The following is a 22,596-nucleotide window of genomic DNA, read 5'->3' as shown; positions in this document are numbered from 1 at the left end:
CGGGCTACCGCGCGACCACCGCGGTGGCCCGGGCCGAAACGCGACCGCCGGGCTGAATGCGATGGTCACCGGTACGGCGTGACGTTCAGCGGCGCGGCGTTGCATGACCGTCAGCGGCATGGCGTGACGTTCAGCGGTTCGGCGTGCCGGGCCACATCCGCGAGCGCGGCTCCGGCCGTACCGCCGCAGGGTCCGGACGCCGGGCGAGGGCAGCCCCGGTGACCACCACGGTCCAGGCCGTCAGGCCGATGATCAGGGCGCTCGACGCCGTGTCGCCCCAGTCGCCGAGGAAGGCCGGGCCGATCTCCCCGGCACCCAGCGACAGCGACGCCATGCCGATCGCGGTGGCCGCGGCCAGCGGCGGGACCATCCACAGCAGCGCTGCCGGGAAATCGATCCGCCCGACCTGCATCAGCCCGACGACGCTCACCACCGACCAGCCGATCGTCAGGAGCACCACCGCGACCACTCGGGTCCGCCGTGACCCGAGCCGGTCCGCGAGGAGCACACCGAGGCCGGCACCCAGAAGGGCATAGAGCGGGAACGCCACGAGCAGGGGACCGTGCTGGACCTCGCCGAGGATCGTCGGTTCCCAGAGCACCCGTCCGTCCGCGGCCACCCGCAGCCGTTCACCGCCGAGCGCGTGCGCCGTCAGGAACGCCGCCGCGGCCATCGCCGCCCCCATCCCCGCCGCGATCGCGAGCGCCACCGGAAACCGGCGCCGGCGGGCCGACCACGCTCCGGTGACCAGGGCGAGCAGGTGTCCGTACAGGTATCCGGAGGTGTTCCGCATGATCTCCCGGTTGTACCGCCATTCCCACTGCTGTCCCTCGCCCTGCGGATCGAAGTTGATCCAGGTCAGGTAGAAGTCGTCGTTGAGCGGCAGCAGAACGGCGGCCAGCAGCGCGGTGACCGGAATCGCCCAGAGAACCCTCATCCGCCCAGACTGCCCGCACGTGCCGGTGCTGTCGAGGTGGGGTTCTAGGCTGCCGGGCATGGCGATTCTGCACAAGGCGACGATCGTTCCCAGCAAGCTCGAACTGCTCGCGGCCTGGCTGCCCGGCCGGCCCTGGTATGACGGCTCGACCGGTGCTGACGGCTCAGCCGGGAATGACGGCTCGGCCGCCGGACCGGAGCGGGTGGCCGCGGCCCGGTTCGACGACCCGGCCGGCGAGGTCGGTATCGAGACGTTGATCGTCCGCGTCGGTGCCGGCCCGCTGCTGCACGTGCCGCTCACCTACCGGGGTGCGCCACTGGCCGGGGCCGACGAGTGGCTGGTCGGGACCACTGAGCACTCGGTGCTGGGCACCCGCTGGGTCTACGACGCCGAGGGCGACCCGGTCTACCGGGCGGTGGTCGCCGAGACGATCCGGTCCGGCGGACACGAGGCGGCCGAGGAGTTCGAGGTCGACGGCGTGACGGTCACCCGGGAGCCGGCGATGCGGCTGCGCGGCAGCACCGCCGACCCGGGCGACGTGTCCGGCGATCTGACCGTGGTCCGGACGATCGGCCCGGTGATCGCGATGGGCGCCACCCTGACCGGCACCTGGGACGGTGGGTCAGCGGTCCTGGCACTGCTCACCTAGAAAGCGGCGGGGCTAGAGGGCGTCGCTCGCTTTCCGGGCGGCGATCAGGATCGGGTCCCAGACCGGGGCGTACGGCGGGGCGTAACCGAGGTCGAGGGCGGTCATCTCGGTGACCGTCATCCGGTTCCACACGGCGACCGCGAACGCGTCGATCCGTTTGGCCGCCTCGGCCCGCCCGACGATCTGGGCGCCGAGCAGCAGCCCGGTGTCCTTCTCGGCGATCACCTTGACGGTCATCGGGACGGCCCCGGGGAAGTATCCGGCCCGGTTGGTGGACTCGACGGTGGCGGTGACGAACCGGAACCCGGCCGCTTCCGCCTCCTTCGAGGACAGCCCGGTCCGGGCCACCTCCAGGTCACAGATCTTGGTGATGGCCGTGCCGATCACACCGGGGAACGTGGCGTATCCGCCGCCGATGTTGATCCCGGCGACCCGGCCCTGTTTGTTGGCGTGCGTGCCGAGCGGGATGTGCATGGCCCGCCCGCTGACCAGGTGGGTGACCTGGGTGCAGTCGCCGGCGGCCCAGACACCGTCGACGATGCCGTCCGGGCCGGTGACCCGCTGCCGCAGGTCGGTGGCGATCGCCCCGGTGACGCCGAGCGGCAGTCCGGCGTCGTCGGCGAGTGCCGTGTTGGGCCGCACGCCGAGCCCGAGGACGACGACGTCGGCGGGCAGCACCCCGTCGTCGGTGACGACCGCGCTGACCCGGCCGCCGTCGGTCTCCAGACCCTGCACGGTCACCCCGGTACGCAACTCGATGCCCAGGTTGCGGATCGAGTCGGCGACCAGCGCACCCATGTCCGGGTCGACCGTGGCCATCGGCTGGCCGGACCGCTCGACGAGGGTGACCCGCATGCCACGGCGTTGCAGGGCTTCGGCCATCTCGACCCCGATGTAGCCGGCCCCGATCACGACGGCGGTGTCCCGCCCGGGTTCCAGCCACTGCTGCAGGGCGGCGGCGTCGCCGAGGGTCTGCACGCCGTAGACGCCCTTGGCGGGAGTGTCGGCCCAGGCCGGCCGGATCGGGGTGGCGCCCGTGGCGTACACCAGTTGGTCGAAGCTCTCCGAGCGGTCGCGGACGGTGACCGTTCGGGCCTTGAGGTCGATGCCGGTGACCTCGTGTCCGGTGTAGACGTCGATGCCGTTGGCCCGGTGGGTGGCCGGGTCGCGGGCGATGAGCTCGTCCGGCCCGTCGACGAGCCCGCCCACCCAGTACGGGATCCCACACGCCGAGTAGGACGTGTACTCGCCCCGTTCGAAGGCCACGATGTCGAGGTCGCCGGGCTTGAGTAGACGGCGCGCCTGGGACGCGGCGGACATTCCGGCCGCATCACCGCCGATGACGATCAATCGCATCCGGTCATTCTGCCTCTGTTACCGGTGGATTTCCGGAAAGCTGCGCGGAGTGGTTGCCCGGCGCATCGGCCCCGCTCTATGGTGACCTCACCGCACCGGATGTCTTTCGGGGTTTCTTCAACCAATCGTCGAAGCGCTTCGACCGATTCCTGCGCCTTTTATATAAGAGGAGACTGCCATGCGTCTCAGACGCGGTCTCGCCGTGCTTGCGGCCGCCGTCCTGGTCCTCCCACTGGCGCCGGGAGCGGCACACGCCGACCCGGCCTACCCGTTCCGGAATCCGGCTCTTCCGCTGGCCACCCGCCTCGATGACCTGCTCGGCAGGCTCACCCTGGACGAGAAGATCTCGCTGTTGCACCAATATCAGCCGGCCATTCCACGCCTCGGACTGGAAGTCTTCAAATCCGGCACCGAGGCGCTGCACGGTGTCGCCTGGTCCAACGACTACTACGACAACTCAGCCAAGATCGACGCCACGGCGACGGTTTTCCCGCAGGCCGTCGGCCTGGCCGGCACCTGGGACCCGGCCCTGATCGAGCGGGTCGGTTCGGCGGTCGGCGACGAGTTGCGCGGCTTCCACGCGCAGAACCCGACGGTCTGGGGCTTGAACGTCTGGGCGCCGGTGGTCAACCTGCTGCGTGACCCGCGCTGGGGCCGCAACGAGGAGGGCTACTCGGAGGACCCGCTGCTGTCCGGCGCGATCGCCACCGCCTACGGCGACGGGCTGCAGGGTGACGACCCGGACCACCTCAAGGTCGCGCCGACGCTCAAGCACTACGCCGCCTACAACAACGAGACACTGCGCGACCGGACCTCGTCCAACGTGCCGCAACGGGTGCTCAACGAATACGACCGCAAACCGTTCGAGATCGCGTTGCGCAACAGCGCCGCGACCGGGGTGATGGCCTCCTACAACCTGATCAACGGGCGGCCCGCCACCGTCGACCCGGACCTCGCCACCCTGGTCCGCGACTGGAGTGACCAGCGGCTGTTCAACGTCAGTGATGCGTGGGCGCCGACCAACCTGACCGGGTCGCAGGCCTATTTCGCCACCCAGGCCGAGGCGAACGCGGCCACCCTCAAGGCCGGCCTGGACAGCTTCACGGTCAACGACACCAACGCCGTACCCACGGTCACCGCGGTCCGGGAGGCGCTCGCGCAGGGCCTGATCACCGAGGCCGATGTGGACGAATCGGCGGGCAACGCGCTGAGCATCCGCTTCCGGCTGGGGGAGTTCGATCCGGACGGTGGACCGTACGCCGGAATCTCGCCCTCGGTGATCGACAGCCCGGCGCATCGCGCGCTGGCCCGGGAGACCGCCGCCGAGGCCGCGGTCCTGCTCAAGAACAACGGCATCCTGCCGCTCCAGGCGGGCGGGTCGGTCGCGGTCGTCGGCCCGGTCGCCGACAAGCTCTACAGCGATTGGTACGGCGGGCAACTCCCGTATCGGGTCAGTGTCCTCGATGGGATCACCGAGCGGGCGTCCACGGTGTCCACCGGAACCGGCGCCGACCGGATCGTCCTGAAGGACACCGCCACCGGCCGTTACGTGACCGCCGGTTCGGGCAGTGTCAGCCTCACCGAGACCAGCCCGACGACGGCGGCCCAGTTCGACACGATCGACTGGGGCGACGGCGTCTCCACGTTGCGCAGCGTCGCCAACGGCAAGCTGGTCGGCTACGGCTGGGGCCCGTTCGTCACCCAGGCCCAGGACCCGACCGGCTGGTTCGTCCAGGAGCAGTTCAAGATCGAGGACCAGGGCGACGGTACGGTCGTGCTGCACTACGCGGGCTACGAGACCCAGGAGTCGTGGTTCCCGGACACCGACTACGTGACGGTGGGCAGCGACGGAAACCTGACCCTGGGCAACCTCGCCGCCGCCACCCGGTTCACCAGGGAGGTGCTGGTCGACGGGGTGGCCGAGGCCGCCGCGAGCGCGAGGAGGGCGCAGACCGCCGTGGTCGTCGTCGGCACCGACCCGTTCGTCGCCGGCCGTGAGGTCCACGACCGGACCGGACTCGGCCTCGGCGCCCGCCAGGAGGCGCTGATCAAGGCGGTCAAGGCGGCCAACCCGCGGACCGTGGTGGTGGTGCAGAGCAGCTATCCGCAGACGATCAACTGGGCGCAGCAGCACGTCCCGGGCATCCTGTGGACCACGCACGCCGGTGCCGAGACCGGACACGCGGTCGCCGATGTGCTCTACGGCGCGGTCAACCCGTCCGGCAGGCTCACCCAGACCTGGCCCCGCTCGGTCTCGCAACTGCCGGACGACCTGCTCCAGTACGACATCGTCAAGACGAAGCAGACCTACCTGTACAGCGATGCGAAACCGCTCTACGCCTTCGGGCACGGGTTGTCCTACAGCTCGTTCAGGTATAGCGACGTCACGATGAGGCCGGGCCGAGTGTCGGTGACCGTGACCAACGCCGGCAAGCGCGCGGGTGCCGAGGTCGTCCAGCTCTACACGCATCAGCGCACCTCCCGGGACGCCACCGCGACCAGGCAGCTCCGCGGTTTCCAGAAGATCTCCCTCGCGGCCGGTCAGTCGAAGACCGTCACGTTCGACCTGCGTCCGGCGGACCTCGCCCGCTGGGACCAGACCCGGCAGCGCTGGGTGACCGAGACCTCGGTCCACGACGTCCTGCTCGGCTCGTCGTCGGACGACATCCGGCAGCGGGCGACGCTGCGGGTGACGGGGGAGACGATCCCGGCCCGCGATCTGTCCCGGGTCACCCGGGCCGAGACGTTCGACGACTATTCCGGCGTCGCGCTGCTCGACGAGAGCAAGGCGTCCGGCACCGTGGTCGGCGCGACCACGGCGGGGGACTGGCTGGCGTTCAAGGACGCGGCACTGCGTGGTGGCACGACGTTCACGGCCCGGGCCTCGGGCAGCGGAACCGTCCAGGTCCGGCTCGGCTCACCGGCCGGCCGCCTGCTCGGCACCGCGACCGTGGCCGGCCCGGGAGGCGTCTACGACTACACGACGGCGACCGCCACCCTGGCCCGCTTCTCCGGCCGCCAGACGGTCTACCTGCTGCCGAGCCCGGGGGTACGCCTGGCCACGTTCAGCATCACCTGACCGGGGCGGGGGTGTGCCCGTCCGGGTGCACCCCCGCTGATCAGTAGGATCGGCGGAAGGACCGGCTGTGGCGACCTGGGGAGGCTCAATGCCGACGATCAACGATGTCGCCAAAGCGGCGGGGGTCTCGCCGAGCACGGTGTCCTACGTCCTGAGCGGCCGCCGCCCGATCTCGGCCGAGACCCGCGCCCGGGTGCAGGCCGCGATCGCCGAGCTCGGCTTCCACCCGCACGCCGGCGCACGTGCCCTGGCGAGCAGCAAGACGAATGTGATCGCCCTGGTCGCGCCGCTGCGGGTGGACGTCAACGTGCCGGTGATCATGCAGTTCGCGACGGCGGTGGTGACGGCGGCCCGGTCGTACAACCATGATGTCCTGCTTCTGACCAAGGACGAGGGCACCGCCGGGCTGGAGCGGGTCGCGCACAGCACCATGGTCGACGCGTTGATACTGATGGACCTCGAGCGCGACGATCTGCGGATCCCGGCGCTGCGCAAGCTCAAGCAGCCGTCGGTGTTGATCGGCCTGCCGTCCGACCACACCGGGATCGCCTGCGTCGACCTGGACTTCGGCGCCGCCGCCCGCGAGGCGCTCACCCATCTGGCCGGGCACGGGCACCGCAAGATCGGCCTGGTCGGCCCGTCCCCGGCGGTGTACAAGCGGCAGACCACCTACGCCGACCGGTTCCTCACCGGGTTCCTGGAGGCGTCGGCCGAGCTCGACCTGCGTACGGTCACGCACCCGTGCGAGCCGGGCGCCGAGGGGGTGCGGTCCTGCCTGGCCGACCTGGACGCCGAACTCGACGGGATCACCGCCCTGGTGGTGCACAATGAGGAGGCGCTGCGGCCCCTGCTCGATCTGCTGCACGCCACCGGCCGCCGGGTGCCCGACGACGTCTCCATCGTCGCCGTCTGCCCGCGTGACGTGGCGATGGCGATGCCGATCAACCTGACCTCGATCGACATTCCGGCGCACGACGTCGGCACCCTGGCCGTGGAGACCGCGATGCGGCTGCTGGACGGGCGCCGCGTCGAGTACACCAGGCTGCTGGCGCCCAGCCTGGTCGAGCGCGACTCGTGCCGCGAAATCTCGCCGTCACACCGTTGACATGAAGCGGGCTCGTTCCATAGCGTCTCGACAAGGCCGATCGTCGAAGCGCTTCGACGACGAGGACTTCCCGCTCTCATTCCTCCGGGAGGAACGGTTATGCTCCGATCACGATCCGGTCTCGCGGCCGGTGCTCTTTTGCTGGCAGCGACCCTCGGTCTCACCGCGTGCAGCAGTGACGACACCTCGACCGAGGGCGCCGACGCCAAGTCCCTGACCCTGTGGCATTACGAAGGCCCGAACAGTGCCATGGGCATCGCCTGGAACAAGGCGATCGAGCTGTTCAAGGCCAGCCACCCCGGCGTCGAGGTGAAGTTCGAGGAGAAGGGCTTCGAGCAGATCCAGCAGAACGCCCAGATGATCCTCAACTCCGACAGCGCCCCGGACATCCTCGAGTACAACAAGGGCAACGCGACCGCCGGTCTGCTCTCCAAGCAGGGCCTGCTCACCGACCTGTCGGACGAGTTCACCAAGCGCGGCTGGGACAAGAAGCTGAGTTCCAGCCTGCAGACGACGGCGAAGTACGACGAAGACGGCATCATGGGCAACGGCAAGGTCTTCGGCGTGCCCAACTACGGCGAGTTCGTGACCGTCTACTACAACAAGAAGATGTTCGACCAGTACAAGCTGGCCGTCCCGACCTCGTTCGACGAGTTCACCAAGGTGATGGACACCTTCGTGCAGAACAAGGTGACCCCGCTCGCCGTCGGTGGCGCCGAATACCCGGCGCAGCAGATCTTCTACGAGCTGGCCCTGTCGAAGTCGGACCGGGCGTTCGTCAACGACTACCAGCTCTACACGAACAAGGTCGACTTCAAGGGGCCGCAGTTCACCTACGGCGCGCAGACCTTCGCCGACTGGGTTTCCAAGGGCTACATCAGCAAGGACTCGGCCGGCATCAAGGCCGAGGACATGGGTGTCTCGTTCACTCAAGGCAAGTTCCCGATCCTGATCTCCGGCTCCTGGTGGTACGGCCGGTTCGCCTCCGAGATCAAGGACTTCGAGTGGGGCACGTTCCTCTTCCCGGGCAACACCCTGCACCCGGGCTCCAGCGGCAACCTCTGGGTGGTGCCGGAGAAGAGCAAGGCCAAGGCGCTGGCGTACGACTTCATCGACATCACCATGCAGCCTGAGGTGCAGGCGCTGCTCGGCAACAGCGGCGGTGTCCCGGTCGCGGCGGACCCGGCGGCGATCACCGACCCGAAGAACAAGGAACTGGTCGAGACCTTCAACAAGATCTCGACCGCGGACGGCCTGGCCTTCTACCCGGACTGGCCGGCGCCCGGCTACTACGACGTCCTCGTGGCGGGCACCCAGGGCCTGATCAACGGCTCGAAGACGCCGGACGCCTTCCTCGACGAGATCGCGAAGCCGTACAACGAGAACCTGTCCGACCTCGGCAAGTGAGTGTGGCGCGGCGCGGGCGGTGACCAGCCGCCTGCGCCGCGCGAGGAAAGGGGTCCGGCATGGCCGGTCGTAACCGCGGTTACGCGCTGTATCTGATTCCCGGTGTGCTCGCCTCGCTCTTGGTGATCGTGGTGCCGCTGGTGATGACCGTGTACGTCAGCTTCACCAAGTGGACCGGCGTCGGCGACCCGCGCTGGGTCGGCTTCGACAACTACACCCGGCTGTTCGGCGACACCCTGTTCTGGCAGTCGTTCGGCAACATCGGCCTGCTCGTGTTCGCGATGGCGATCATCCCGACGCTGCTCGGCCTGGTGCTGGCGGCAGTCCTGTTCGACTACGTGGGCAAGAAGTTCGGTGATCGGTGGGCCGGCCTGTTCCGCTCCGGCTACTACCTGCCGCAGGTCATTCCGGTGGCGGTCACCGGCATCATCTGGAGCTGGATCCTGCACCCCAGCTACGGCGCGCTCAACCGGATCCTGGAAGCGGTCGGGCTGGGCGGGCTGGCGAAGAACTGGCTCGGCGACCCCGACTACGCGCTGTACAGCGTGATGCTGGTGATGATCTGGTTCCAGATCGGCTACCCGGTCGTGATGTTCATGTCCGGGCTGTCGCGGATCGACCCGTCGCTCTACGAGGCGGCCGACCTGGACGGCGCGACCTGGTGGCAGCGGTTCCGCAAGATCACCGTGCACATGATCCGGCCCGAGTTCTACGTCGTGCTGATCACCACCACGATCGCCGCGCTGAAGATCTTCGGCCAGGTCTTCGTGCTCACCAAGGGCGGCCCGAGCAACTCCACCCTGGTGCCGTCCTACTTCGCCTACAAGAACTTCTTCGAGAAGGCCCAGGTCGGGTACGGCTCCGCGATCTCCACCGTACTGACCGTGCTGATCGTGGCCCTCGCCTTCCTGTTCCTCCGTCTCCAGCACCGTTCGGAGGAGCTCCGATGACCGTTGTGAAAGAGGCGCCGCCGGCTGTCTCGCAGCAGGCGCCGTCGGCCCTCCGGCACCGCAACCCGCTGCGTTGGGCCGTCCTCGTCGCGCTTCTCGTCCTGCTGCTGCTCCTGGTCGGGCCGCTGCTGGTGATCGCCGTCAACGCGGTCAAGAGCCCGGCCGACTACGCCGCCAACGGGCCGCTGTCGATCCCCGGCAGCCTCTACTGGGACGGCATCGTCGACTTCTGGAACCGGGTGAACTTCGGCCAGAAACTCCTGAACAGTTTCGTCACCGCGCTGGTGGTGGCGGTGCTCGGCGTGGTGCTGTCGATCCTCAACGCGTACGCCCTGGGCATCGGCCGGGTCAAAGGCCGCGTCTGGTTCCTGGTGTTCTTCCTGGTCGCGAACCTGCTGCCGCAGGAGGTGCTGGTCTACCCGCTGTACTACATCTCCAAGGAGGTGGGGCTCTACGACAGCCTGTTCGCGATCATCATCATCTTCACGGTCATCCAGAGCGCGTTCGGTACGTACCTGCTGACCTCGGTCTACACCGAATTCCCCCGGGAGTTGCTGGACGCGGCCTCCGTCGACGGCGCCGGAAAGTGGCGGACCCTGTGGCGGGTCGTCGTGCCGGTCAGCGGCCCCACCCTCGCGGTGCTGTTCACGTTCTTCTTCATCTGGACCTGGAACGAGTTCTTCCTCCCCCTGGTCTTCCTCGTCTCCAACGACAACCAGACCGTTCCCGTCGCCCTCGGTGTCCTGCAGGGCGACCGGATGATGGACGCCACCACGACCAGCGCCTCCGCCCTGATCGGCATCCTCCCCGCGATCCTCTTCTTCCTGATCTTCCAGCGGACTCTCACGCGCGGCATCGCCGCCGGCGCCATCAAGTAAAGGACTTTTCGTGAAGTTCACCGACGGCTATTGGCGCAAGCGCGCGGGCTTCACCGTGCTGCACCCCGCCCACCTGCAGGACACGGCGACCGGACCGGACACGCTCACCGCCTGGGCCGCGACCAGGCCGATCACGCACCGCGGTGACACCCTCAACTCCGCCCTGATCACCGTCGACCTGTCGGCGCCCGCACCGGACGTCATCCGGGTCACCATCTCCCACTTCCAGGGAGAGCGCTCCAAGTCCCCGAATTTCGCGATTTCCGGCGAACCCGGTGACGTCTCCGTCGACAGTCGCTCGATCACCTCCGGCGCGCTGACCGCCCGGGTCTCCGACGGCGACCACTGGGCCCTCGACTTCCTCGACGCCGACGGCCGGCGGCTCACCGGCAGCGGCTGGAAGGGCATCGGCATCGCCGACGGGCCCGACGGCAGCTACGTCCACGAGCAGCTCGACCTCGGTGTCGGGCACGTCGTCTACGGCCTCGGCGAGCGGTTCGGGCCGCTGATCAAGAACGGCCAGACCATCGACGTCTGGCAGGAGGACGGCGGCACCAGCTCCGAGCAGGCGTACAAGAACGTCCCCTTCTATCTCACCAACGGGGGGTACGGGGTCCTCGTCGACCATCCGGGCAAGGTGTCCTTCGAGGTCGCCTCCGAGATGGTCACCCGCACCCAGTTCAGCGTCGCCGGGCAGAGCCTGTCCTACCTGGTCGTCTACGGTCCTACGCCGGCCGACATCATCCGCAAGTACACCGCGCTGACCGGCCGGCCCGCGCTGCCGCCGGCCTGGTCGTTCGGACTGTGGCTGACCACGTCGTTCACCACCGACTACGACGAGGAGACGGTCAACAAGTTCGTCGGCGGGATGGCCGACCGGGACCTGCCGCTGTCGGTGTTCCACTTCGACTGCTTCTGGATGCGCGAATTCAACTGGTGCGACTTCGAGTGGGACCCGCGCGTCTTCCCGGACCCGCCGGGCATGCTCAAACGGCTCGCCGACCGGGGCCTTCGCACCTGTCTGTGGATCAACCCGTACATCGCCCAGCGGTCCCCACTCTTCGCCGAGGGAGCCGCTTCCGGCTTTCTCGTGAAACGTCCCAACGGCGACGTCTTCCAGTGGGACCTGTGGCAGGCCGGGATGGCGCTCGTCGACTTCACCAACCCTGCTGCTCGCGAATGGTATGCGGGAAAACTCCGCGGACTGGTCGAGATGGGTGTCGACGCGTTCAAGTCGGACTTCGGTGAGCGCGTCCCCACCGACGTGGTGTGGCATGACGGATCCGACCCGGAACGCATGCACAACTACTACACCCAGCTCTACAACCAGGTCGTCTTCGACGTCCTGCGGCAGGCGAAAGGCGAGGGCGAGGCGGTCCTGTTCGCCCGGTCGGCGACCGTCGGCGGGCAGCAGTTCCCGGTGCACTGGGGCGGCGACAACTCCAGCACCTACGAGTCGATGGCGGAGAGCCTGCGCGGCGGACTGTCCCTGATGTCGTCCGGTTTCGGTTTCTGGAGCCACGACATCGGCGGTTTCGAGGGCATGCCCGACCCCGCGGTGTTCAAGCGCTGGGTGGCGTTCGGCCTGCTGTCGTCACACAGCCGGTTGCACGGCAGCTCCTCGTACCGGGTGCCGTGGCTGTTCGACGAGGAGGCCGTGGACGTGCTGCGGTCCTTCACCCACCTCAAGTACCGGCTGATGCCGTACATCTTCGGCGCCGCCCGCGAAGCCCACCTGACCGGCCTTCCGGTGATGCGGCCGATGCCGGTCGCGTTCCCGCACGACCCGGCCGTCACCTACCTGGACCGCCAGTACATGCTCGGCCCCGACCTGCTGGTGGCGCCGGTCTTCACCGCCGGTGGCGAAGTCTCCTACTACGTCCCGTCGGGCCGGTGGACCCGCTACCTTCCGGCCCCCGGAACCGCTTCGACGATCGAGGGCCCGCGCTGGGTCACCGAGACCCACGGTTTCGAGACGGCCCCGCTGCTGGTGCGCCCCGGCACGATCCTCCCGGTCGGATCCCGCCAGGACCGCCCTGACTACGACTACCGCGACGGCGTGACCCTGCACCTGTTCGAGCCGGCCGAGGGCCGCACCGCGGTCGTCGTCCCCGGCCCGACCGGCGCCGACACGGTCTTCACGGTCTCCCGCTCCGGCGACGACGTGGTGGTGGGCCGAATGGGCGACGCCCTCCCCTGGCGGGTCCAGATCGGTTCCACGGTGACCGACCTGGCCGCCGAAGAAGACAGCTGCACCCTCACCCTGGGCTAGCAGCTACCGACGCCCGGCCCGCCCACCGGCGGCGCCGGGCGTCCCCATCCCCAACGACCCCACTCGTGACCGGTGCCGGGCGTTCTCGTCCGCAATCGGCCCACTCGTCACCGGTGCCGAGCGTTCTCATCCTCAATCAGCCCACTTGCCACCAGCGCCAGGTGTCCTCATCCACAGCCGGGCCTGTCCGCCGGGAGGGTGGGGTGTCGTCGTCCATAGTCTGGCTCTCCCGCGATCGGCGTCGGGCGTTCTCGTCCACAGTCGGGCCTGCCTGCCTGCGGCGTCGGGTGTCTTCATCCACAGTCCGGCCCGCTCCCCGGCGGAGGATCCGGCCTTCTCCGCATCGGCGCACAGACGAACCCGTGCGTCGACCGCACCGCGGCACAGGATGGTTGTTCTCGGGTCTGGGCGGATCGGCTGGTGACATGCGGTGACTGTGCCGGTCGGCCGTACCAAGGGATGGTTTGGTATCGACTGCCGTCAGCGGCGGATGTTAGCGTGCACATTCGGCCGATGATGTCCGCGTTGTCCCCGTGCTGGGAGCGCGCCCAATCCCCAGGGCGCCCGGCGAACCGACGCGTGCATCCGGCATGTCCCCCAACATCCGGAGCATCCCCCATGACATCCCCTGACCCTGTCGTGCCCGCGAAATCCCGCCTCAACCGGCGCAGCCTGATCAAGGCGACCGGTGTCGGCGGCCTCGTGCTCGGTGCCGGTGGGTTGGCCACCGTGGCCGGGCCGGCGAGCGCCGCCGCGTTCGGCTGGAGTGACGACGGCTCGAACTTCGTCGTCGACACCGGCGCCAACCTGGTCTTCAAGGTCAGCAAGAGCAACGGTGACCTCAACTCGTTCGTGTATCGCGGTGTCGAATACCAGGGCTACGGCAAGAACTCGCATGTCGAGAGCGGTCTCGGCGCGTCCACGGTGACGCTGACGGCGAGCGGCTCGACCATTCTGATCAAGGTGGTGCACGGCTCGCTGATCCACTACTACGCGGCCCGGTCCGGCGAGAACAACATCTACATGTGGACCTACAAGGCCGCCGACTCGGTGACCATGCAGCGCTACATCGTGCGGCTCAAGCCCGGGCTGCTGCGGTTCAGCGGTGGTGACGCCTGGGACTCGGCGGCGACCACGACGATCGAGGCCGGTGACGTCTTCCAGGCGACCGACGGCACCACGCACTCCAAGCACTACTCCGGACTGCGGGTGATGGACTACGACTACATCGGCGCGAAGAACGCGGCCGGCACGGTCGGTATCTGGATGGTCCGCAGCAACCACGAGAAGGCCTCCGGCGGCCCGTTCTTCCGGTCGTTGCTGCGCAGCGGCAGCACCGCGTCACCCGATCTCTACGAGATCGTCTGGTACAACATGGCGCAGACCGAGGCACAGAGGTACGGGCTACACGGCCCGTACATCCTGTCGTTCACCGACGGCGGCGCCCCGTCGAGCGCCCTGTACGCCCGCAACCTGACCACCTCGTGGGCGGACGGGCTGGGTATCCAGAGTCACGTGCCGGCCGGTGGTCGCGGCCGGGTCGCCGGGGTCGGCATCAACGGGCGGGACACCGCCTACACGTACACGGTCGGGTTCGCGAACACCGCGGCCCAGTACTGGGCCGTCGCGAACGCGTCGACCGGCTACTTCTCCTGCGCCGGGATGCTGCCGGGCACGTACACGATGACGATCTACAAGGACGAGTTGGCGGTGCACACCGGCTCGGTCACCGTGACGGCGGGCGGCACCACGACCCTGAACAGTGTCACGATCAGCGGCGATCCGAGCACCGCGGCCGCGATCTGGCGGATCGGCGACTGGACCGGGTCGCCCAAGGGCTTCAAGAACGCCGACCTGATGACGTACGCCCACCCGTCCGACCCACGTGCGGCGACGTGGACCGGGAACTTCATCGTCGGTACGGCCGCCGCCTCGGCGTTCCCCTGCTACCAGTGGATCGGCGTGAACAACGACGTGCTCGTCTACTTCAAGCTGACCGCGGCCCAGGCGGCGGCCGCGCACACGCTGCGGATCGGTCTGTCGGCGAGTTACGCCGGGGCCGGCACCGCATCTCGGTGAACAGCTGGACGTCGGCGATCCCGGCCGCCCCGAGCAACTCGGGGACCCGGAGCCTGACCGTCGGCGCGTACCGTTCGTACACGTCGACGCTGACCTACACGGTCCCGGCGTCGGCGTTCCAGACCGACGTGTCGCAGTGGAACATCCTCAAGCTGACGCTGGTCAGCGGCTCCTCCGGGGACGGCTACCTGAGCCCCGGCGTGGCCTTCGACTGCATCGACCTGCTCACTTAGGCGGGGCGAGCGCGGCCAGGCGCTGAACCAGGTCGGGGCGTCGGCCGGTGACCTTGCGGACCAGTGCGTCGAACCGATCGCGGGACCTCAGTTCGAGGACCGCGGGTACCGGCAGGCCCAGCTCGTGTAGACGGACCAGGGCGTCGGCGGCCAGGATCGGGTCGGCGCCGCCGAGGTCGGGCATCAGCACGGCCTCGGCCAGCGCGGCCAACCGGTGGCTCAGTTCCCGGCCGTGACCCAGATAGGCGAGCAGACAGTGCAGGAAGCCGGAGGTCAGCCGGCCCACCCGGAACGGCGTCATCGATTCGTGCAGCCGTTCCAGGAGGTCGGCGGCCTCCGGCGGGGGCACCGGGCGGCCCAGGGCGAGCCGCTCCAGGATCATCTCGGCGCAGCGGAGCTGGATCTGTTCGGCCCAGGCGGGGGCCTCACACGTCGCGATCGTCAGGCAGCGACGGAACGCGTCGATCCGTGGGTCGGTCCACAGGTCGAAGATCGCGTTCACCGGTAGCTGGATGCCGGCGCCGGGCAGGCTGACGAACTTGTCGAGGTTCCAATCGGAGGAGACGGCCAGGGCGTCGAGCGCGTGCTGGGTGATGTCGGCCGACGGGCGGCACATGAAGTTCGCGGTGCGGCGGCGGTCCTCCTCGTCGGACGCGGTGCCGATGCGCAGCCACGCCGGCCGGTCGGTCGGCGGTGACCAGTCGAGCGTCCAGGACAGGTTGATCGGTGACGCGGTCCATCGGTCGGTGTAGCCGGCGACGCGGACATCCCGGCCGGCGGGGGAGGTGATGCGTTCGACGGCGAGCCGTTCGACGAAACCGTCCCAGCCACTGCCGTCCGTCTGGGAGTGCCACAGGTGGGCCTGTCGGCTCCAGGCGCCGACCGCGTCGTCGTGGTCGGGGAAGAGTTCGCTCGCGAGGACCCGGTCGCTGACGCAGGTGAGGAGCAGCAGCAGGTTGGCGCTGTAGACGGCGTACCGGGCCGGCTCGCCGTTGCCGGAGGGTCGGTAACCGGCGTAACGCGGGCCCTCGGGGGTGTGGCGCAACCCCTGGAAGACCCGCAGCAGCAGTCCGCGCAGGGTGGCTCGGACAGCCTCACCCGATGCCCAGGCCATCTCGGTGAGGAAGTCGACGATGGTGGCCCGGCGGCTCAGCGGCTGATGGGACAGCAGGGTGCGGAGCAGGTCGTCGTGGACCGGGGTGGGCCCGAACGGCGAGGTCGACGCCGACGCCTGCGCTCCCATGTCGAGCAGTGCCTGCCAGGTGAGCCGCGCGACGAAGAACTCGTTGAACGTGGCGTGCAGGAACTCGTACGTCTGCAGGGGTTTGTCGTGCAGGCCCGACCGTGCCCGGTGGATGAAGAAGAATCGGCCGAGCGTCAGCTCGGCAGGCCTCAGCGCGGGCCGCAGGCCGACCGGCGCCGTGGGCGTCGGGCCGAGGAGACCGGTCAGATCGTTCTCGAGTTCGGCCTCGCCGATCCACAGAGCGGACCTGTTGAACATGGCGAACGCGACCACCGACAGGCGTCGAAGCTCGTCGTCGACGGCGGCCTCCCGGTCACGTTCCGAGAGTCCGGGACGCGACTTGAAGACCTCGCGGTAGGCGAAACTGCGCAGCAGGCGTTCGTAGAGCTGATCCTGGCGCAGGTCCGCGTCGCCGCGTTGCAGCGCGTTGCCGCGAGCCGCGTCGTAGAGGGCCAGCATCAGCAGCAGCAGTGGCTGTTCGGCCAGGTGGCGGTGAGCGAGGACGGTTGCGGCCGGGAGCGTGGCCAGGCCGCGGGCGGCGAACCCGGTGGTGTTGGCCCGGTTCCAGACGTCCAGCCAGGCGGTGATCTGCTGCTCGTCGAAGGGTTCGAGCCGCAGGGTGACGGTGTCCTCGGGTGCCCGGGCCCGGTTCGCCACGGCGATCCGGCTGGTCACCACGACCGCCACCGGTCGGCCCTGAACGGCCTCGCGCCGTTGGAAGGCGGCCACCCGTTCCAGATAGTCGGTCTGGCTGACCCCGGTGGCCTGCAGCAACTCGTCGAAACCGTCGAGCAGGACCAGCGGCAGGGCGTCGCCCGCCGACCGGGCCAGGGCCGGCCAGCCGATGTGTTCGCCGGTGGCCGCGCGGAGGGCGTGCTCGATCTGGTCCTGGATCTGGTCGAGGGCCGGGGTGTCCCGGAGGACCACCCGGACCGGCAGGAACTCGCTGGCCGGCAGACCCGCCGCGAGGACCCGGGTGAGTACCGACTTGCCGGAGCCGGGCTGACCGAGCACGAGCAGCGGTGCCCGAGTCGCCCGCGGCGAGGTGAGGTGCCCGGCCAGGAAGTCCCGCAGATCGTCCCGGACCGGCAGGACCGACCATCGACCCTCGTCGCTCACCACCGCCGGTGCGGCGCTCCGGTACACCCGGAACCGGGGCGGCAGGTAGGCGTCGGCGAGGGGCGGAACGGTGATGCCGTCCGGCCGGTCACCCGAGTCGGCCACCGGCAGCCGCAGGTCGTCGCGGTAGGCGGCGGCGAGCCCGGCGCGACGTTCGTCGGGGGCACGGCCGGTGTGTACGGCCAGCAGCACCGTGCCGAGTTCGGTGAGCGCCACGCGGGCCGCCCGCTGCTCCCGGCGGTCGGCCCAGTAGGCGACCTCGGGGAAGTCGGCGGTGAGCCGCAGCAGCGCGTCGTCGTACCGGTTCAGGGCGGGGTGGACGGCGGCGTACACGGCCTCGCTGAGCCGACGGTCCTCGAAGGACGACAGACCGGTGAGGAACCGGATCAGCCGCTCGGCCAGTTCCTCGTAGTAGAACCGCAGGTCCCGCCGGAAGTCGCTGAGCGGGCGCTCCGGACCGGGCAGCCGATCACCGGCCGACATGATCAGGGTCACGAAGTCGTCCGGGCCGGCCGGTCCGCCGGTGGCCAGGGCGATCTGCTCGCCGGCGGGCAGCCGGACCTCGGCCAGGCTCTCGAAGAAGGCGGCGACTACGATGACCGTGTGAGCGGCCTCGATCCGCTCGGTACGGCCGTGGCGGGACAGGCCGCTGCGGCGCTCGGACAGGTCCCGGACCAGTTGCCGGCTGAGGCGGCCGAGCTCGGCCTTCGCATCGAACCAGCTCAGTACCTCGGCCAGCACCGGCGCGGTGCCGAGCATCAGCCAGCCGGCGGTCTTCTCCAGGGCGGTGACGATCCGACTGTCCGTGCCGCCGAGGAGGCGAGCGGCATCCGCGTAACTCAGCGACCGTCCCATCGCTCCATCATGGCGGGGAGTCGAACCGGCGGGCCAGTTCGCGGTGGGCGGCGGCCGCGTCGGCGGCCTCCATTCCGGTGAACGGTGAGCCGGGACCGGCACCGAGGAGGGCGACCTGATCGGCGAAGCGACGATGCCGCTCGGCGGCGTGTTCGCGACAGGGCAGGCAGGTCACGGTGTCCGGCTCGGCGGAGGTCATGGCGAACGGCACCCGTACGCCGCAGGCGGTCGTCACCTCGGCCGGGAGGTCGCCGACCAGCCCGAACACGGATGCGAGCAGGTTGCGTTCGAAGGCGCGGGAGCGCAGCTTCCCGGCCTCGACGTGGATGTGCGGGTCGTCCACTAATCGTCCTCCCGCTGGTAGACGTCGGGGACACCGTCGGCGTCGAGGTCCTGCTGCTCGGCGGCGCACAGTCGACGATAGTGACGGTTGCGGATCCGCAGTACTACCGTGGCCAGCAGAGCGGCCAGCAGGGAACCGCTGAGCACGCCGAGTTTGGCCTGGTCGTCGAGGGCGGTGCCGGAACCGAAGGCGAGCTCACTGATCAGCAGGGACACGGTGAACCCGACGCCGCCGAGCAGCCCCAGGCCGAGTACGTCCCACCAGCTCAGCCCGTCGGAGAGGCGGGCCCGGGTGAACCGCTGGACCAGCCAGGTGGAGGCGGTGATGCCGATCGGTTTGCCGAGGACCAGGGCGAGGACGACGGCCACCGTGACCGTGCCGGCGCTGCCTCCGACGGAGACGCCGGAGGCGAAGAACGCGAAGATCGGGACCGCGAAACCGGCCGAGACCGGCCGCCAGATGTGCTCGAATCGTTCGGCCGGGGTGATGCCGCCGGGCCGGTTGACCGGCACGGTGAAGGCGAGGGCAACGCCGGCGACGGTGGCGTGGACGCCTGACGCGTGGGTGAGTGCCCAGGTCAGCATGGCCAGGGGCAGAAGCAGCCACCAGGGCGTCCGGCCCCGCCGCACCAGCAGACCGAACACGGCGACACCGAGCGCGGCACCGAGGAGGGGGAGCGGGTGCACGGCGGACGTGTAGAAGATCGCGATGACCAGGATCGCCAGCAGGTCGTCGACGACCGCCAGCGTCAGCAGGAAGGTGCGCATGGCGGTCGGCAGATGGGTGCTGATCACCGCGAGCACGGCCAGCGCGAACGCGATGTCGGTGGCGGTCGGGACGGCCCAGCCGCGCGGATCACCGCCGACGATCAGGTAGATCAGCGCCGGGGCGATCATGCCGCCGACCGCGGCCGCCACCGGCAGAGCCGCCCGTCGGGGATCACGCAGGTCGCCGTCGACGAACTCGCGTTTGAGTTCCAGCCCGGCCACGAAGAAGAAGATCGCCAGGAGGCCGTCGGCCGCCCAGGCGGACAGCGTCAGGTTCAGGTGCCATTCCGCCGGGCCGACCCGGAACGACGACAATTCCTGGTAGAAGTTTCCCCATGGGGAGTTCGCCCAGGCCAGCGCCAAGACCATGGCACCGAGCAGGAGCAGGCCGCCGACCGTCTCGGCGCGCAGGACATCGGCGATCCGTCGGGCCTCGGGCCAGGATCCGCGGGAGAAGAGCGTCATGGTCGACCTCCGGGCAGGGTTCGGTATCCGCCGACCAGGCTTCCCGGCACACCATCCGCCACTTTACGTGACCTTCATTTCCGGTCGGCGTGTGCCGTGGTTCGGCGGGGGTAACGTCCCGAACGGACGGGCCGAAAGACCCGTGCCGCCGAAATGCACCGCCGATACGTTGATCGTGACCAGTCAGGGACTCGAGAAAACCATCCGAGAGGAATGACCGTGACCGCCGTTTCGGACAACCGGGCCGCCACGCTCGACCACCAGGAACTCGTGCGGAAGCTCGCCGCTCCGGACGATGCCGAGGTCGCCGGCCTCGACGCCTGGTGGCGGGCCAACAACTACCTCACCGTCGGACAGATCTACCTGCAGGGCAACCCGCTGCTGCGGGAGAAGCTCACCTCGGAGCACATCAAGCCGCGCCTGCTGGGCCACTGGGGGACGAGCCCGGGCCTGTCGTTCGTCTACGCGCACGTCTCCCGCCTGATCAAGCAGACCGGGCAGCAGGCCATCTACCTGGCCGGCCCGGGGCACGGCGGCCCGGCGCTGGTCGCGGCCGGCTACCTGGAGGGCACCTACTCCGAGGTCTACCCGAAGGTGGATCTCTCCGAGGGCGGCCTGCTGCGGCTGTTCCGCCAGTTCTCCAGCCCGGGCGGCATCCCGAGCCATGTCAGCGTGACCACGCCGGGCAGCATCCACGAGGGCGGCGAGCTCGGCTACGTGCTGGTGCACGCGTTCGGCTCGGTCATGGACAATCCGGACCTGCTGGCCATCGCGGTGGTCGGCGACGGCGAGGCCGAGACCGGCCCGCTCGAGGGTTCCTGGAAGGGCGTCTCCTTCATCAACCCGAAGCACGACGGCGCGGTCCTGCCGATCCTGCACCTCAACGGCGCGAAGATCGCCGGCCCGACCGTCCTGGCCCGCAAGGACCCGGCCGAGGTGCGCAAACTCCTCGAGGGCCACGGCTACGACGTGATCGAGATCGAGGGCGCCGACCTGCCGGGCATGCACCACCGGTTCGCGGCGGTGCTCGCCGAGGCCTGGGGCAAGATCAAGGACATTCAGAACCAGGCCCGCGGCGGTACGTGGGACGGCAGCCGCCCGCGCTGGCCGCTGATCGTGATGCGCACGCCGAAGGGCTGGACCGGCCCGGAGAAGATCGACGGCATCACCGTGACCGGCACCTGGCGCTCGCACCAGGTGCCGCTGTCCGGTGTCAAGGGCAACGACGACCACCTGGCCGAGCTGGAGAAGTGGCTGCGCTCGTACAAGCCGGAGGAGCTCTTCGACGCCTCGGGCGCACCGGCGCAGATCATCCGTGACCTGGCCCCGCCCGGTGACCTGCGGATGTCGGCCACCCCGCACGCCAACGGCGGCCTGCTCACCAAGGACCTGGACCTGCCCGACTTCCGTGACTACGCGGTCGACGTGAAGCAGCCGGCCGCCGAGCGCGCCGAGTCGACCCGCAGGCTCGGCGAGATGATGCGCGACATCTACTCGCGTAACCCGGACAGCTTCCGGCTGTTCTGCCCGGACGAGACCAACAGCAACCGGCTCGGCGCCGTCTTCGAGGTCTCCGACCGGGCCTTCATGGAGGGCGTCACCGGCGACGACGTGAAGCTGAGCAACTCCGGCCGGGTGATGGAGGTGCTGTCCGAGCACAACTGCCACGGCTGGCTGGAGGGCTACAACCTCACCGGGCGGCACGGCATGTTCGCCACCTACGAGGCGTTCGCCATGGTCAGCGCGTCGCAGACGGTCCAGCACGGCAAGTGGCTGCAGGAGGCGTCGCACCTGCCGTGGCGGGCCAAGGTGCCGAGCCTGAACATCCTGCTCACCTCGACCGCGTGGCGCAACGACCACAACGGCTTCTCCCACCAGGGCCCCGGCCTGATCCAGGTGGTGCTCAACCAGCGCGGCAACGTGGCCCGGGTCTACCTTCCGCCGGACGCGAACACCCTGCTCTCGGTGGCCGACCACTGCTTCCGCTCACGGTCGTACGTCAACCTGATCGTCATCGACAAGCAGCCGCAGCTGCAGTGGCTGGACATGGAACAGGCGATCGAGCACTGCCGGAAGGGCGCCGGCATCTGGGAGTGGGCCGGCACCGACGACGGCGATCGTGACCCGGACATCGTGCTGGCCTGCGCGGGTGACGTGGTGACCATGGAGACCGTGGCCGCCGCGCAGATCCTGATGAAGAAGCTGCCGCAGCTCAAGGTCCGGGTGGTCAACGTGGTCAACCTGATGACCCTGCCGCGGCCGAAGGACCACCCGCACGGCATGAGCGAGACCATGTTCCGGGAGCTGTTCACCGACCACGTCGACGTGGTGTTCAGCTTCCACGGCTACCCGGGCGCCATCCACCAGCTGGTGCACGGCCGACCGGACGCCGACCGGTTCCGGGTGCGCGGCTTCATCGAGCAGGGCACCACGACCACCCCGTTCGACATGACGGTCCGCAACAAGGCGTCGCGTTACCACCTGGTGATCGACGCGATCAACAACGCGAAGCGGCTGCCGGCCGGCGCAACCGAGTTGAAGGCCTGGTGCGAGGCCCAGCTGGCCAAGCACGAGAAGTACGTGGTCGAGCACCTGGAGGACATGCCCGAGGTCCGGGACTGGTCGTTGGGGGATTGGGCCGAGAGCTGATCCCGGCGTGGGAAATCCCACTACCGGGTGCACGTAGATGAGCGATACCGCGCGCGAATTCACAGATTCGCGCGCGGTTTGCCTATTGGAGTTCGCGAATCAGACAGCAAGCGGTCACCAATTCTTGCGAAAGTGCGCCCGAGACCTGTCTCACCCTTTTATTCATCGGCGCGGGAAGCGAAAGTGAGGGGAGCAACTACCCGTCGCTCG

General features: G+C 69.2%; 13 protein-coding genes and 1 pseudogene. 9 read left to right on the top strand and 5 right to left on the bottom strand.

Annotated elements, in window-relative coordinates; genetic code table 11:
- Positions 1 to 130: 130 nt before the first annotated feature.
- Positions 131 to 937 (bottom strand): hypothetical protein, encoded by an 807-nt coding sequence (locus Q0Z83_RS29075; protein ID WP_317786406.1) that lies wholly within the window; start codon positions 935 to 937, stop codon positions 131 to 133.
- A gap of 58 nt (positions 938 to 995) precedes the next feature.
- On the opposite strand from Q0Z83_RS29075, the gene Q0Z83_RS29070 reads away from it, so the two are divergent.
- Positions 996 to 1,586, top strand: coding sequence for a CG0192-related protein (locus Q0Z83_RS29070; protein WP_317786405.1), 591 nt, complete (start codon positions 996 to 998; stop codon positions 1,584 to 1,586).
- Positions 1,587 to 1,598: 12 nt separating this feature from the next.
- Here Q0Z83_RS29070 and Q0Z83_RS29065 read toward each other — a convergent pair whose 3' ends face one another.
- Positions 1,599 to 2,942: an FAD-dependent oxidoreductase gene (locus tag Q0Z83_RS29065; RefSeq protein WP_317786404.1), complete on the bottom strand. Its 1,344-nt coding sequence runs from the start codon at positions 2,940 to 2,942 to the stop codon at positions 1,599 to 1,601.
- A 178-nt stretch (positions 2,943 to 3,120) separates the two neighbouring features.
- Here Q0Z83_RS29065 and Q0Z83_RS29060 point away from each other — a divergent pair, with 178 nt between their 5' ends.
- The 7 genes and pseudogenes from Q0Z83_RS29060 (at position 3,121) to Q0Z83_RS29030 (ending at position 14,945) form a co-directional block, all read left to right on the top strand.
- Positions 3,121 to 6,021, top strand: a complete 2,901-nt coding sequence (locus Q0Z83_RS29060) for a glycoside hydrolase family 3 protein (protein WP_317786403.1) — start codon at positions 3,121 to 3,123, stop codon at positions 6,019 to 6,021.
- An 88-nt stretch (positions 6,022 to 6,109) separates the two neighbouring features.
- Entirely contained in the window at positions 6,110 to 7,126 is a 1,017-nt protein-coding gene (locus tag Q0Z83_RS29055) for a LacI family DNA-binding transcriptional regulator (RefSeq protein WP_317786402.1), read from the top strand.
- 99 nt (positions 7,127 to 7,225) lie between these two features.
- Positions 7,226 to 8,533 carry an extracellular solute-binding protein gene (locus Q0Z83_RS29050; RefSeq protein WP_317786401.1) on the top strand — a complete coding sequence of 436 codons (1,308 nt, stop codon included), beginning with the start codon at positions 7,226 to 7,228 and terminating at the stop codon, positions 8,531 to 8,533.
- A 59-nt stretch (positions 8,534 to 8,592) separates the two neighbouring features.
- Positions 8,593 to 9,483, top strand: a complete 891-nt coding sequence (locus tag Q0Z83_RS29045; RefSeq protein WP_317786400.1) for a carbohydrate ABC transporter permease — start codon at positions 8,593 to 8,595, stop codon at positions 9,481 to 9,483.
- Positions 9,480 to 10,361: a carbohydrate ABC transporter permease gene (locus Q0Z83_RS29040; RefSeq protein ID WP_317786399.1), complete on the top strand. Its 882-nt coding sequence runs from the start codon at positions 9,480 to 9,482 to the stop codon at positions 10,359 to 10,361. Before Q0Z83_RS29045 ends, Q0Z83_RS29040 begins: the two co-directional genes overlap by 4 nt.
- 10 nt (positions 10,362 to 10,371) lie before the next feature.
- Positions 10,372 to 12,633, top strand: coding sequence for an alpha-xylosidase (gene yicI, locus Q0Z83_RS29035; protein WP_317786398.1), 2,262 nt, complete (start codon positions 10,372 to 10,374; stop codon positions 12,631 to 12,633).
- 459 nt (positions 12,634 to 13,092) lie between these two features.
- A pseudogene (locus Q0Z83_RS29030) lies at positions 13,093 to 14,945 on the top strand (rhamnogalacturonan lyase B N-terminal domain-containing protein).
- Here Q0Z83_RS29030 and Q0Z83_RS29020 read toward each other — a convergent pair.
- From Q0Z83_RS29020 to nhaA, 3 genes are read right to left on the bottom strand one after another with little or no spacing between them, the layout of a single operon-like run.
- A complete protein-coding gene (locus Q0Z83_RS29020; RefSeq protein ID WP_317786395.1) occupies positions 14,938 to 18,162 on the bottom strand; it encodes an NACHT domain-containing protein in 3,225 nt (1,074 codons plus the stop codon). The pseudogene Q0Z83_RS29030 and the gene Q0Z83_RS29020 overlap by 8 nt on opposite strands.
- 7 nt (positions 18,163 to 18,169) lie before the next feature.
- Complete coding sequence (locus Q0Z83_RS29015) at positions 18,170 to 18,505, bottom strand: hypothetical protein (RefSeq protein WP_317786394.1); 336 nt, start codon at positions 18,503 to 18,505, stop codon at positions 18,170 to 18,172.
- Positions 18,505 to 19,737 (bottom strand): Na+/H+ antiporter NhaA, encoded by a 1,233-nt coding sequence (gene nhaA / locus Q0Z83_RS29010; protein WP_317786393.1) that lies wholly within the window; start codon positions 19,735 to 19,737, stop codon positions 18,505 to 18,507. The genes Q0Z83_RS29015 and nhaA overlap by 1 nt, the downstream gene beginning before the upstream one ends.
- 213 nt (positions 19,738 to 19,950) lie before the next feature.
- Here nhaA and Q0Z83_RS29005 point away from each other — a divergent pair, with 213 nt between their 5' ends.
- Positions 19,951 to 22,386 carry a phosphoketolase family protein gene (locus tag Q0Z83_RS29005; protein ID WP_317786392.1) on the top strand — a complete coding sequence of 812 codons (2,436 nt, stop codon included), beginning with the start codon at positions 19,951 to 19,953 and terminating at the stop codon, positions 22,384 to 22,386.
- Positions 22,387 to 22,596: the final 210 nt, after the last annotated feature.

The organism is Actinoplanes sichuanensis (assembly GCF_033097365.1).
GTDB lineage: Bacteria > Actinomycetota > Actinomycetes > Mycobacteriales > Micromonosporaceae > Actinoplanes > Actinoplanes sichuanensis.
Note: the sequence above shows the minus strand (reverse complement) of the source record. Positions and strands in the feature narration are given on the sequence as shown.